Here is a 13,156-nt window from a genome sequence, read left to right on the forward strand (position 1 = left end):
CCTGTTGAGGCTTACAACCTGAGAACGACTCTATGCCACGGAAAGTTCCCTGCGACTACTGCCCCGCCGGTATCGCGGGGTATCGCGGGCTCTGTGTTGGTTGTTGGTTGCTGGTTGGTTTCGGCGGCCTACTTCTGCGGATTATTCGGCGGCCTATTCGGAATCCTTGCGGTGAGCAACCTGGCGGAACGCTGTGACGAGGCTGCGCCAGCTTCCTTTGAAGCTCGACATATCGTTTGGCAGCTGGCTGTGCTGTTCTTCGAGCTGGTCTCGGCGGCGGTGCTCAATCTCGCTGTAGACCGCTTGGAGATTCTCCTCGGCTTGCTTGAGCATTGCCTCGAGCTGGTCCAGCGTGGCGTGGTCGAGGTCGGGGGACCCGGGGGCCGGCAGTGCCGTGTCGGTGGTGGTGTTGTTGGTGGTGGTGTTGTTGTCACTCAATGGTTGACCCCTTCTAGAAGAAAACGACCTTGGCGAAGATCATGGCAGTGGGAAGGATGATGAAAACGCCGAGCACCCAGGCAATCGCGATGTACTTGCGCTGTGCGGCCACCTTGGCCAACAGCTCGGCACAGCGCAGCGGGATGGGGCGTAGGAACGGGATACCGTAGATGATCGCGATGCCGAACACGTTGAACAGAAGGTGCACGAAAGCGATCGTCAGAGCCGCTTCCCCGCCGCCGCCCGTGACGGCCATGGCGGCGATGATCGTAGTGACCGTGGTGCCGACGTTGGCACCGAGAGTCATGGGGTAGATCTGGCGCGGAGTAAGCGCACCGGATCCAGCAAACGGAATCATCACAGACGTTGTGACCGACGAGGACTGAGCCGCCACCGTCACTGCCGCGCCAGCACCCATGGCCACCATGGGATTGCCGCCGATGGACTTCTCCAACAGCTTCTTGGCTCGGCCGACGACGATGAGCTGCAGGATCTTGCCCAACCAACGCACCGCCAGGAAGATCATGACCACACCGAGCAGGATGGTCACGGCGCCGACCACCACGTTGGATCCAGGAAGGTTCCCCAGCAGCCCCTTCGGGCCGATGGCTTCCACGACCGGGTCGGTGATGATGCCGAGGAAATCCGCCTCCTCGGGGTTGGGCAGCACATTGCCGTACAGCGCATTGCTCAACCACTGCGCGCTGTGCTGAATGGGGTGGAAAATCAGCTCGATAGGCAGCAGGATGATGACGGCGAACAGGTTGAAGTAGTCGTGTACCGTCGCGGCCGTGATTGCCCGCTTGAACTCGTTATCTTTACCGGCGTGTCCCAGCGAGGCAAGGGTATTCGTCACCGATGTGCCGATGTTCGCACCCATGACCATGGGGATGGCGACCTCCATGGGCACCGCTCCCGCGGCAACCATGGTGACGACGATGGCCGTCGTCGTTGATGAAGACTGGATGATCGAGGTCGCCAGAATGCCCACGAACAGGGCAATGAAGGGGTTGGTGCGAAGTCGAAAAGGCCCTTGGCGGTATCCGACCCCATCTCCTTGAAGCCGTCACCGATCACGCCGATCGCGACCAGCAGCATGTAGAGGGCGCCGATCGCGAGAATGGCGAGGCTCCAGGTAGGGAGCTTCTTCAGCTTCTGCTGATCCTTCCCTTCCTCGGATTCTGAAGTGTCTGCAGTATCTGCAGAGCGCTGTGAGTCTTCAGAACCTTGAGAGCCCTCAAAAACCTCTGAGTCTTCAGGGGCCTCAGCTTTCGCAGACTCCTCGACGTTGCGGGACTGGCTGTTGGCGGGGCGTTGGCTGTGGGAGGGTCGGGACGATGAGGCTGCTGAGGTCTCCGAGGAGTCCGAATCGACCTCAGGAATCACCGTCGCGGTTGTGTTGTGCGAGCTCTGCTCGCCGCTCGTGCTCTGGTTATGATCCGCGTCATCAGCGGAATGTCGATCGGTGGGCATGCATCCTCCGTTGGCGTCATATATGCGTCAGGGTGGTTCGCATTTTTCAGAGGACAGGTAACTGAAACGTAAGAAAAACGCTAATAAACAATGAGGATCAGGTGAAAGGCTGGAGATGCAGCGACAAAGCAGGCGACTAAGCGGGTGACGAATCGAGCGGTACGGCCTAGGACCGCCACCGTGTGTGTTTCTGCGAGTGGCCCACTAGCGGGGAGCCCGGCGCCACAACCAGCGCGGAACCAGCGGCATCACCCGAGCCAGCACCTCCAGATTGCGGGGAATCCACACATCCGTACGCGAAGCATCGGCAATCGCCGCCACTGTGGCATCAGCCACAACGCCCGGCGTGGTGGACATCGGCGCCGGGGACATGCCCTCCGTCATCCGGCCAATCACAAAGCCGGGTCGGACTACCACGAGCCGCACTCCCGTGCCACGCAGCGCGTCCTGCATGCCTTGGCAGAACCCATCGAGACCCGCCTTGGCCGACCCGTACACATAATTGGGGCGACGCACCCGCGCACCCGCAATAGAGGAATATGCCACCAACGTGCCAGCACCGCGGCGCTTCATCCGAGTGCTTAACTCCGTCAGCAACACCGCCTGGGCAGTGAAATCCGTATGCAGCACGCGCTGGACCTCCCGCCAGTCGGCCTCCGCCTTTTCCTGATCCCCCAGCACACCGAACATCGCCAAGGCCACATCGATGGGCCCATCCGACTCGATATCGCCGATGACGGCTTCGTGAGAATCGGTCGTAGCGGCGTCGAAAAAGAAACAGCGAACCTCCGCAGCGCCAAGGCTCCGCAGCTCAGCGGCGAGTTGCTCGAGGGCATCCATGCGACGCCCCGCGAGCACAACGGTGTTGCCACGGGCGACGCGGCGTGCGATCTCGCCGCCGATCTCGCTGGTGGCTCCGAAGATCGCGATTTTCTGACCGGTGATTTCCTGACCAGTACTTGGTGACGTGTTAGGCATCGAGTGCCACAACTCCCCTCTTCATAGCCTTCACAGCCGCGCGGGAGGCGGCCTTGACCTCGTCCGAATAGCCAGTGTGCTTAATCTGTTCCAACAAGTCGATGACGCGGCGGCACCACCGAACGAAATCGCCCGGGGTCAACGATGCGCCGGAGGCCTCGGCGGCCAAGAGACAATACTCCAGCGGCGCACCCGCCGTCCACTGATGAGCCGCGGTGGCAAAGCCCAGCTCAGGCTCGCGCGTCACCGACAGATTGTGGCGTCGCTCATCAGAGCTGAGCTCCTGATAAATGCGCAAGGTCTGCGAGATCGCATCGGAGAGCTCCTCGGTGGGAACCTCCATCGAGTTCTCCGTCTCCCGGCGATTCTCAAACACGCAGCAGCTCACTGCCGCCGCGAGCTCGGCTGGATCGAGCTGATCCCAGATCCCGCGGCGCAAGCACTGCGCGACTAAGAGATCGGACTCGTGGTGCACCCGCGCCAGACGGGCACCCTCCATCGTGATGCTGGCGGACGTGGGATCACCGGTGGCTGGGTCAATGTCCAGCTCCACGTAATCTAGCTCCTGTAGCAGCAACAAAATGCGGTTGAACTGGCTCGATAGCGAATCGGTGTTCGGCGTGGTCTCGTCCAGCTGGAAAGCCAGGCGGCGCTGGGCCTTGAGGAACTGCTCTGCAGCTCGGGTCAGGTCTTCGCGACCCTCCCACGCGTGCACTGGGTGCATGTGCACCTGGTCGCGGAACACCTGAGTCTGGGCCGTATTGCCCTTGGCACGGGGCTTGAGGCGCTTCGGCTTATCCACGTTCAGGCGGCGCAGATTCGCGGCCACGCTGCGGGCCTGGCGCTTCGGGGCGCGAGACACACCCCTATTCAGGCGCATGTGCCCCACGACCACGGGCGTGTTGCCAAACATGTCCGGGTTGACGCGCTCCACCCACCCGTCCTCGGTGATGATGGTCGGCCGCGGGAAATGCGGAGCGGAATCGGAACGGACGACCACGGCCGTCATGGGGTTCTTTCCGGTGGGCAGGGCAATCACGTCGCCCGTGTTGAGCGACTGCAGCAGCTTGATGGTCTCCTGCGAGCGCTCATCGACGGCCTCACGCTTGGCGCGGCGCTCCTCCTGGCTGAGCTTGCGGCGAAGCCCGGCATACTCCACAACGAGCTCGAAATCGCGGTCCCGGTCGTGTTCCTGGCGGCGCTGATGAGCAATTTCGCGCTTGAGCTGCTTTTCCATGTCCGCGAGCTCGCGGCGGCGCTTTTCCACCTGCTCGGCCTGCTCCACAATGGAGCCGTTGGCCTGGTACTGCGCGAAAGAACGCAGTAGCAGGCGGTGTGCGTCCTCCAGACCCAATGTATTCACCAGGTTCACAGCCATGTTGTAGCCGGGACGGAACGTGGAATCCAGCGGATACGTGCGGGTGGAGGCCAAATCCGCCACCCCGTAGGGATCCAAGCCCTGGCTCCACAACACCACGGCATTGCCCTTGGTATCGATGCCGCGCCGACCCGCACGACCGGTCAGCTGCGTGTACTGCCCAGGTGTGAGATCTGCGTGCTCCTCGCCGTTGAACTTGGTCAGCTTTTCCAGAACGACCGAGCGGGCGGGCATGTTGATACCCAACGCCAAGGTTTCGGTGGCGAAGCACACCTTGAGCAGCCCCCGAGAGAACAAATCCTCCACGATGTGCCGGAACGCGGGCAGCATGCCGGCGTGGTGGGCCGCAAAACCGCAGGACAGCGCCCGGCGCCACTGGCGGAATCCGAGAACGTTGAGGTCTTCCTCGGACAGGTCGGCCACGCCCTCATCGACCGTGCGGAGGATCTCTTTGCGATCGGCCTCGGTGGTGAAATCCACCCGGTCGAGCAAGAGCTGCTTGACCGCACTATCGCAGCCGATGCGGGAGAAGATGAAGTAGATCGCCGGCAGCATTCCCGCGGCGGCCATGTGCTGCACCACGTCGGCGCGTTTGGGGCCGCGGCGCTTGCCTGTTTCCTCTGCCTTGGCCGCGGCGGCCACGACCTTGCGGTTGATCGCGCCGATGTGTTGCTGATCTCCTTCGAACAGCGGCAGGATGTGCCGACCCACCATCATAAACTGGTTCAGAGGAACCGGCCGCTTTTCGGTGACGATGATGTCAGTTTCGCCACGCACGGTGGATAGCCAACCACCGAATTCCTCGACGTTGGACACCGTCGCGGACAATGACACGAGAATGACGCGCGGATCGAGGTTGAGGATGGCCTCTTCCCACACCGGGCCGCGGGATTTGTCCGAGAGGAAGTGCACCTCGTCCATCACCACATGGGTGAGGGTATCGAGGCGATCCGACTCGGCGTAGATCATGTTGCGCAGGACCTCGGTGGTCATCACGACGATGGGAGCATCGCCATTAAGCGTGACATCACCGGTGAGCAGGCCGACGTCCTCTGGGCCGTAGCGGCGGACGAGGTCGTGGTACTTCTGGTTGCTCAGCGCCTTGATCGGCGTGGTGTAGAAGCACGTTCCATCGTTGTGGAAGGCGGCGTACACGGCGTACTCCCCCACGATGGTCTTGCCTGCACCCGTGGGTGCGGCGACGAGAACTCCGCGGCCTTGCGCAATGGACGACGCTGCGGAGAGCTGGAATTCATCAAGCGGGAAATCGTATCCAGCGGCGAACTCCCTCACTTGCTGGGGATAGTCGCCGAGGGCGGAAGAATTAATAATGTGTGCCATAGTTCTTCCACCACTCTAGGCGTTGGCATCGCGGAGTGGCACGCCGAGGGGGCTGCAGACGAGGGCGCTGCAGTTCGCGTTTGCTCTGGGGCGGCTGCTGCAGCACGCGTTTGCTACAGCACGTCCCCGAAGAAGTCCGATCCGTTGGACTTGTCGTTGTCACTGCCGTGACGCAGATCCAGCGAATCCCGGCGACCATACGTTCCGGACACGCCATCTTGGCGAGGCCGTGCTCCACTGCTGGACTGCGGCGCCGGGGTGGCCGATACACCATCGAGCGACTCGGGCGCAGCGATCGGTGCAGGTGCAAGGCCCACTGCGCTGGATGCCCCCGTACCGGCTGAACCGCTGCCGTTGATGGGAGCTGCACGGTCAATGGTGGACCCCACGGTGTCGTCAAGATCCAGCCATTCCTCTTGCTGCTTTGCCTTGCGCTTATCGTGCACGCGGGCGATCTGCGTTGCCATTTCCATCAACATGCACAGGGCTATGGCGAGGATCACCATGGAGATGGGATCTTGACCAGGGGTGATGAAGGCTGCGAAGAGGAAGAGGAAAGCCCAGATGTAGCGACGCTTCGACTTCAGCTGCTCGTAGGAGATCACGCCCGCCATGTTCATGAGCACCGTAATCAACGGCACCTCGAAACTCACGCCGAAGATCAGCAGCAGGGCCATGGCGAAATTGAAGTACTTCTCACCGTTCAGTGCCGCGATCTGGGCCTCATCGCCGATGGTCATGAGGAATTCCAGGCCGAAGGACAGCACGAAGTAGGCCAGCACGGCACCGATGGCGAACAGGATGCCTGCGGCGGTGCTCACACCTGCAGTCCAGCGCCGCTCGTTCTTCTTCAGGCCGGGAGTGATGTACGCCCAGATCTGGCCGAGCCAGACCGGGGAGGAAAAGACCAAGCCAGCCAAGGCGCCCACCTTCAGACGAAGGATGAACATCTCAAACGGGCTGGTCGCCAGGAGGCGGCACTCGCCGTCGCTGGCGCCGAAACGCGATTCCGGTGGCAAGTTACAGTACGGCTGGCGCAGAATCTCACCCAGCGAGGGCACGGGGCCAACGCCCTTGGAATACCAGATGTAGCCGATGATCGTGCCGACAGCGATGGCTGCTAGGCCGATGAGGATGCGCCGACGCAGCTCATTGATGTGCTCGACGATGGTCATGCTGCCATCGGCGGGCTTTTTGGGTTTGTTCTTGCGCACTAGCCGTGGAACCCGCACCTTCTTCGCTGAAGATGCGGGCACCATGGCGGAGGAAGAATCAGTCAAGATCTTTCCCTAGTTCTATGACAGTGGATTAGTTGTTCTGCCCGTTGGCGTTCGGGTTGGGCTGCTGAACCGGCTGCTGCGGCTGAACGGGCTGCTGAGCCTGCTGCGGCTGGATGGGCTGCTGCGGCTGAACCGGCTGCTGGTAGCCCTGCTGCGCCTGCTGCTGAGCCTCCAGGCGCATACGGGTCTGCTCCGGGGTTTCACCCTGCACCGGTGCCTGCTGCTGAGCCTGGGTGATCGCAGCATCCTGCTGAGCCTGCTGCTGTGCTTCCGGCTGGTTCTTGTCGTTCTTCATCTCGTCCATCTCGGACTTGAAAATGCGCATCGACCGTCCCAGGGAGCGAGCTGCGTTAGGCAGCCGCGTGGCTCCGAAAAGCAGGAAAATGACGAGCGCAATGATCAGCAGTTCCCAGGGGCCTAGGTTCATGAAAGTCTGTGTCCTTTAGCAATCGTTCGCCCACGTTCGTGGGAGGTGTGCGACCCGATACCGCCACCGGCAATATCTGCGATCGAAAATACTGTTAAGGCTGTGAGGGCTTCACGCCTAAATGTTCAGCATAGGCGTTCAGTCCATCTTCCGCTCGCTGGCGGACCTCTTCGGCCAATGTTAGCGGCTCCACCGCACGTAATCCCTGTGAAAACGCCGTGAGAAGCCGAACCGTCCATGGCCCCGTGTTGGGGAGGTAGACGTCGAAAAATTCGCTATCGCTAGCGCCGTCGCCATCGTTGGCATCGTCGCCGTCACCGTCAACCAACCACATCGGGTAGTACTCCAACATCCAGGCATGATCGGCTCGCACCCGCACGCGCGCCCACTCCTCCGACTCCGCAAAGTCGAACGGATCCTCCCGGTCGATCGTGGGCTGGACCGCGGCCCCGGCGCTTCCCTCCTCGCCGAGGGTGACATCGTCAATCCGTGACACGGCAAAGCGCTTCTGCACTGACTCGTCGCCCTCGTCGCCCTGGTCAGCCCGGTGCTCGTTCTCTTCCCTCGCCCACAGGTAGGTCTCGCCATCGATAAGCCCGAGATAATCGGGGCGCACGTGGCGGCGTCGAAAAGAATCACTCGATACCGAGTGGTACAGCATGGCCACCGTCCGGCGCTCGTCGATGGCCGTGCGGAGCGCAAGGATCGTCGGCGATGGTTCGGCTACTTCCCTTTTCTCGACGCCACCAGCCGGCACCTCCCCAGCCTCATCCGGGGTATCACTGGTGCCCTGACCACCGTGCGGAAGGACGCGCTGAATCTTCGCTGAGGCGCTCGCCACGGCGGGCTGCTTGTCCGCAGGCAGCGTGGAACGGATCGCCTCCAGGCTGAGCAACACCACGCCGGCCTCCATGGGGCTCAGGCGCACGGGGTGATCCAGCCCGGCGGTGTACTCCACGGTCGCGCGCATCCGGTCCATCGACACTTCCACGAGCGATCCCGGGTAGTGGCCGGGCAGGCCGCACAGAGTGATCTGGTGCAGCTCGTGCTTGATCTGGGTGGTCTTCATCCTCAGGTCGGCGGCTGCCTCCATGAAGGTGCCGTCCGGGTGGTTGCGGAACCACGCGAGCACGGTAAGGGTGCGCTGGAACTGCTCGGCGTTCGTCACGGCTGTGCTCAATGGTCCTCCTCGTGCTCGGCTGAGTTGACGGAACTGCCGGTGCTTCCGGTGCTGCCAGTGCTGGCGGTGCTACCGGTGCTGGCGGCGCACGCGAGGGTGTCCACGATGTCCTGCACCACGTCGGGTGGCGACGTCACCAGCGCGTTCGGGGCGTAGGCCGCCGCCGTACGCACCAACCAGGCCCGCTCCACCGGGCCGATGGTTCCATCGGCGTTCATCTTGGTGCGCAGCTCGTATGCCCCCTCGCCCGGAAACTCCACCGTGGCGGTGACCATCTCACCGGCGCGCTGCAGCCCCTGCATGATGAGATCCGTGGCGGGCAGCGAAGGGCGCTGCGCTTCGGCGAAGTCGGCGTGGACTTCGATGTTGTCGATGCGCGCGAGTCGGAACGTGCGCTGGCCACCACGATCCCGGTCGAACCCCGTCAGGTAGAGCTTGCCGCCCACGGCACCGTAGGCCCACGGCTCGATGGTGCGCTCCTGCGGTTCTTCGAGCAGCGAGGGGTAGTAGAAAAAGCTCACCACCAGGCCAGATTCGAGGGCACGGAAGATCGCATCGAAAGACTGCGAATCCAACCGCAACGCATCCGGCAGAGTGGCCACCAGCGAACTCTGCTCTCCCGGCGTATCCCGCACGGCACTGCGCGCGCCTGCGGCCGCGAGCTTGGCAAAAGCCGATGCGCCGGCTTCGGCCATCTCACCGCTACGCGCCCAACTGCCCGCCACCGCAAGCACGTCCGATTCCTCTGGGGTGAACTCGATCTCTGGGAGGAACAGGCTGGATGGATCCAAGCTCCACAATTCGCGGGGCCTGCTCCCTTCATCCGTGACGTCCACATCCATGCTGCGTGTCAGGTGAACACCGATGTCGCTGAGTGCCTTGCGGTCGCGCTGGAAGCGCTTCTCGGCGGAGCGCGGCTCGCCCTCGTAGCCCGCGACATTGTCGAGGATCCACTTCACCGATCGTGGCCGGCGCTCATTGACCAAGGCGATGATGAGGTTGAACAGGCGCTCGGCGCCCTGCTTCCACTGGGGCTTGGTCGGGCGATTGTGCGCATTGGAGCGAGACGACGCGGCTGGAGTCACTGACCCTCCATCGCCGCGATCATGCGATCCACGGCCTCGTTGGAATTGGCGAACGGATCACCGAGCAGGACCTCGCAGCCACTTTCGCCATTGATCTTCAGGCGCATCCAATCCACGGTGACGGGCACGTCGTGAGCCCGCGCCGCGGCCAGGAAACGGCCGCGCAGGGCGGCGCGCGTGGTGGCCGGAGCCTCGTTCACCGCAGCCTGCACAGCCTGAGGATCTACCACCGTGTTGGCGAAACCGCGCTTGACCAGCACGTTAAACAAGCCCCGGTCCGGGTGAATGTCGTGATAGGTCAGGTCCACCTGGGACAGTCGCGGATCCGTCGGCTCCAACCCGGGGCGGGCGGCCATCTTGTCCATGAGGGTCTTCTTAATCACCCAATCGATATCCCGGCTTACGGGAGTGAAATCGCCTGTGTCGAAGCAATCGAGAACACGGCCCCACAGATCCACCACTGGCTGCAGCTGCTCCCGCGGCGTGCCCTGCCAACCGAATTCCGTGAACTCCGGTTCTTCCCTGGAATCGAGGTAGCGCGTGGCGGCGTCAAAGAAAGAACGCTGGATCTCCAACGGGGTGGCCGTGCCACGTCGGCGCAAGTCCAGGGGGATCTGACCGGTGAAATCGCGGGCGATTTCGCGGATGGAGCGGATCTCGTTGGCCATTTCGAAGTCCGGCAGCGCTACTCCGGCCTCGATCATCTCCAGCACCAGCAGGGTGGAGCCGACCTTGAGAGCGGTGGTGACCTCCGACATGTTGGAATCACCCACGATCACGTGCAAGCGGCGATAACGAGAGGAATCCGCGTGCGGTTCGTCGCGGGTGTTGATGATCGGCCGCGAGCGGGTGGTCGCACTCGACACGCCCTCCCAGACGTGGTCGGCGCGCTGGCTCATGGTGTAGCCCGGTCCGAAGTTCTCGTTCGGCGCGCCGGCATACGGGATGGACAGCTTGCCCGCACCGCAGATGAGCTGGCGGGTGACCAAGAACGGCAGCAGCTGTGCGCCGAGGCTGCGCAGCGGAATATCGCGGCTGACCAGGTAATTCTCGTGGCAGCCGTAGGAGTTGCCCAGGGAGTCGGTGTTGTTTTTCAGCAGGTAGACGCTGCCGCCCACGCCCTTGTCCGCAAGAGCCTGCTCGGCCCCGGTGGCGAGCTGCTGGACCAGCATGTCGCCGGCGCGGTCGTAGGTGATGAGCTGATGGAGGCTATCGCACTCTGCCGTGGCGACCTCCGGGTGGGCGCCCACGTCCAGGTACAACCGCGAGGCGTTATCCGCATAGATATTGGAGCTGCGGTACTTCTCCACGATGGGGCTGAACAGCTGCCGCGAGATCTCGTCCGGGCCCAATCGACGGCTGGATTCCATCACGTTGGTGATGCCGTATTCCGTCTCCAGGCCCATGATGCGGCGCACGTGTGCTGCGCTCTCGTGGGACGGCTGCGCAGCGTGTGCTGCTGCTTCCGATACTGCCTCCGATGATGCCTCCGGTGCTGGGGCGCTCACTGTCCGCCCTTTTGCACGTAGGAGCGCACGAACTCTTCGGCGTTGTTCTCCAACAGGCCGTCGATCTCGTCCAGGAGGTCGTCGGTGCCGGTGACGTGGAGCTGTTCGGTGCCGGAGCCGCCGGTTGGTTGCGAGAAATCGTCCTGATCGTCGTCGCGGCCACCGCCGCCGGTGACCTGAGACTGTCCACCAGTCGTCATGGGGAACCTCCTGAGAAAAAGTTGGATTCTTAACGTTTAGGTTAGCGCCGAGCTACACGAAGGTGCCGACGCCCTCCACCTTGTCGGGACGCAGGGCGGCCAGCGTCTGCACGACCTCGGCGATGTCCAGGGTGGCTCCGCCAGCGCTGTCGCCGCTGTCGCCGCCGTCTCCACCGTTCGCGCCAGCACTCTTCTGGTTGTAGCACGGAAAGATCCCCGCCACCTCGGAAGCGGTGAAAGCGCGCGGATCATCCATGACGATCCGGGCGGCCTGCTGTCCGTTGAATGGAGTGTCCACCACCACGGAATCCCAGTTGGCCGCCAGCACATGGTCCGAATACGCCGCCACTAGCTGGCCGCGCAGCCACGCGCGGGTATCCCGGGGCGGGCAGTGCACCGCGTGCTCAATGGCCTCAGGTTCCACGATCGTGCGCATCCGGCCACGTGCCACCAGCGCGTGATACAGCCCGCGGGCGGGATCGATATCCGAGTACTGCAGGTCCACGAGGGCTAGCCGAGGATCGGTCCACTCGATACCGCGCGCCCGGTAGCCATTGATGAGAGCCAGCTTCGCGGTCCAGTCCAGCCGGTCCGCGGTGCTCAGCGGGTCGGACTCGAGGTCGTTGAGGGTCTGCTCCCACACGTCCACAACATTGCGGTCATCGGCGGACAGCTCTGCGCCAGCATCTGCCCCAGACTCCCCCGTCAACGCAGCGATAACCCGTCGGCGGATCTCCCGCTGCACCTCAATGGCCGTCATCGTGGTGTTGCCGTAGAAGCGCAGCGGCTCCGAGCACGTCAGGTCTCGCGAGATCTTCTGCACGTCCGATACCGGCTCGTACATCGCCATATCCGAGAAATCCGCTCCCGCACCCACAGCGCGCAGCAGCAGCGCCGTGGTACCGAACTTCAGGTACGCCGCGGTTTCGCTCATGTTCGCATCACCAATGATCACGTGCAGCCTGCGCCACTGCGCCCCCACTGCGTGCGGTTCGTCACGAGTGTTGATGATGCCGCGGTTCAGCGTGGTTTCCAGCGAGATGTCCGTCTCGATGTAATCGGCACGCTGCGAGATCTGGAATCCCGGCTGCTGACCCTGTTGCCCCAGCCCGATCCGCCCCGCCCCGGTGTAGATCTGCCGGGTGACGAAGTGCGGGATCAGCGCCTGGTTGACCTTCTCCACGTCCCAGTCGCGCGGGTACAAGTAGTTCTCGTGCGAACCGTAGGAGGCACCCTTGCCGTCCACGTTGTTCTTGTAGATCTTCAGTTCCGGCTGCCCTTCGATCGCGCCGGAGGCCTGCGCCGCCTGGTGCATGATGATGTCCCCAGCCTTATCCCAGATCACCGCCGCGCGCGCCGTGGTCGATTCCGGCGAGGAGTATTCCGGGTGCGCGTGATCCACGTAGAATCGCGCCCCGTTTGCAGCGATGACGTTCGCCGCGCCCACCGCATTCGGATCCAGCACCGGCGCCGAGCCTCTGCGATACCGCCGCAGGTCGAAGCCGCGAATATCCCGCAGCGGTGACTCGTTCTCGTAGTCCCACCGCGTCCGCCGGTTCACGCCCTGACCCGAGTGCTCCGCCCACGCCACCACGGCCTGGGTGGAGGTCACAATGGGGCTGGCCTCCGGCTCATTGACAGCCACGATGCCGTATTCAGTCTCCGAACCGATGATGTACGGCCCGGTCGCGGCGTCTCGCGCCGGGTCGTTCTGGGCGTTGTTGCCTTCGTTATTCGACGCCAACAGGTTCCGATACTCCACGTTGTGCCTTTCGTCGTTCCAGGGTGCGCCGCCGTGGAGTGCACCCTGGGGTCTCATGCCAGTGTTGTCTTGCCGGCGGTTTAGTACCAGCGGTGTTGTGCCCGAG

The 13,156-nt window shown here is 63.1% G+C and carries 11 protein-coding genes and 1 pseudogene; all 12 read right to left on the bottom strand.

Annotated elements, in window-relative coordinates; translation table 11 throughout:
- Window positions 1–153: 153 nt before the first annotated feature.
- Window positions 154–438: a hypothetical protein gene (locus LA343_RS07165; RefSeq protein WP_025402655.1), complete on the bottom strand. Its 285-nt coding sequence runs from the start codon at window positions 436–438 to the stop codon at window positions 154–156.
- 13 nt (window positions 439–451) lie between these two features.
- Window positions 452–1,108: a Na/Pi symporter gene (locus LA343_RS11780; RefSeq protein ID WP_396021880.1), complete on the bottom strand. Its 657-nt coding sequence runs from the start codon at window positions 1,106–1,108 to the stop codon at window positions 452–454.
- A 33-nt stretch (window positions 1,109–1,141) separates the two neighbouring features.
- Window positions 1,142–1,447: pseudogene (locus LA343_RS11750) on the bottom strand (Na/Pi symporter); the annotation flags it as partial.
- Window positions 1,448–2,115: 668 nt separating this feature from the next.
- Entirely contained in the window at window positions 2,116–2,889 is a 774-nt protein-coding gene (locus LA343_RS07175; protein ID WP_025402656.1) for an SDR family NAD(P)-dependent oxidoreductase, read from the bottom strand.
- Complete coding sequence (locus LA343_RS07180) at window positions 2,882–5,608, bottom strand: DEAD/DEAH box helicase (RefSeq protein WP_025402657.1); 2,727 nt, start codon at window positions 5,606–5,608, stop codon at window positions 2,882–2,884. Before LA343_RS07180 ends, LA343_RS07175 begins: the two co-directional genes overlap by 8 nt.
- A 113-nt stretch (window positions 5,609–5,721) precedes the next feature.
- Complete coding sequence (tatC, locus tag LA343_RS07185) at window positions 5,722–6,783, bottom strand: twin-arginine translocase subunit TatC (protein ID WP_025402658.1); 1,062 nt, start codon at window positions 6,781–6,783, stop codon at window positions 5,722–5,724.
- A 133-nt stretch (window positions 6,784–6,916) separates the two neighbouring features.
- On the bottom strand, window positions 6,917–7,315 hold the full coding sequence (gene tatA / locus LA343_RS07190) for a Sec-independent protein translocase subunit TatA (RefSeq protein WP_025402659.1): 399 nt from the start codon (window positions 7,313–7,315) through the stop codon (window positions 6,917–6,919).
- Between the two features lie 94 nt (window positions 7,316–7,409).
- Window positions 7,410–8,495, bottom strand: coding sequence for a WYL domain-containing transcriptional regulator (locus LA343_RS07195; RefSeq protein WP_025402660.1), 1,086 nt, complete (start codon window positions 8,493–8,495; stop codon window positions 7,410–7,412).
- Window positions 8,492–9,580, bottom strand: coding sequence for a helix-turn-helix transcriptional regulator (locus tag LA343_RS07200; protein ID WP_025402661.1), 1,089 nt, complete (start codon window positions 9,578–9,580; stop codon window positions 8,492–8,494). Before LA343_RS07200 ends, LA343_RS07195 begins: the two co-directional genes overlap by 4 nt.
- The gene (gene pafA / locus LA343_RS07205) at window positions 9,577–10,986 is read right to left on the bottom strand and encodes a Pup--protein ligase (protein WP_039911366.1); all 1,410 of its coding nucleotides are present in this window, start codon (window positions 10,984–10,986) and stop codon (window positions 9,577–9,579) included. Before pafA ends, LA343_RS07200 begins: the two co-directional genes overlap by 4 nt.
- Before the next feature lie 98 nt (window positions 10,987–11,084).
- Window positions 11,085–11,288: a ubiquitin-like protein Pup gene (locus LA343_RS07210; RefSeq protein ID WP_025402663.1), complete on the bottom strand. Its 204-nt coding sequence runs from the start codon at window positions 11,286–11,288 to the stop codon at window positions 11,085–11,087.
- 52 nt (window positions 11,289–11,340) lie between these two features.
- Complete coding sequence (gene dop / locus LA343_RS07215; RefSeq protein ID WP_081737309.1) at window positions 11,341–13,107, bottom strand: depupylase/deamidase Dop; 1,767 nt, start codon at window positions 13,105–13,107, stop codon at window positions 11,341–11,343.
- Window positions 13,108–13,156: the final 49 nt, after the last annotated feature.

The organism is Corynebacterium falsenii, from assembly GCF_020099275.1.
GTDB classification, from domain to species: Bacteria; Actinomycetota; Actinomycetes; order Mycobacteriales; family Mycobacteriaceae; genus Corynebacterium; species Corynebacterium falsenii.

What these genes read in the sequence shown, in the direction of transcription:
- LA343_RS07175 (WP_025402656.1), bottom strand. Translation starts at nt 2,889, where the DNA reads ATGCCTAACACGTCACCAAGTACTGGTCAGGAAATCACCGGTCAGAAA.
- pafA (WP_039911366.1), bottom strand. Translation starts at nt 10,986, where the DNA reads ATGGGCCTGGAGACGGAATACGGCATCACCAACGTGATGGAATCCAGC.
- dop (WP_081737309.1), bottom strand. Translation starts at nt 13,107, where the DNA reads ATGAGACCCCAGGGTGCACTCCACGGCGGCGCACCCTGGAACGACGAA.
- tatC (WP_025402658.1), bottom strand. Translation starts at nt 6,783, where the DNA reads ATGACCATCGTCGAGCACATCAATGAGCTGCGTCGGCGCATCCTCATC.
- tatA (WP_025402659.1), bottom strand. Translation starts at nt 7,315, where the DNA reads ATGAACCTAGGCCCCTGGGAACTGCTGATCATTGCGCTCGTCATTTTC.
- LA343_RS07180 (WP_025402657.1), bottom strand. Translation starts at nt 5,608, where the DNA reads ATGGCACACATTATTAATTCTTCCGCCCTCGGCGACTATCCCCAGCAA.
- LA343_RS07210 (WP_025402663.1), bottom strand. Translation starts at nt 11,288, where the DNA reads ATGACGACTGGTGGACAGTCTCAGGTCACCGGCGGCGGTGGCCGCGAC.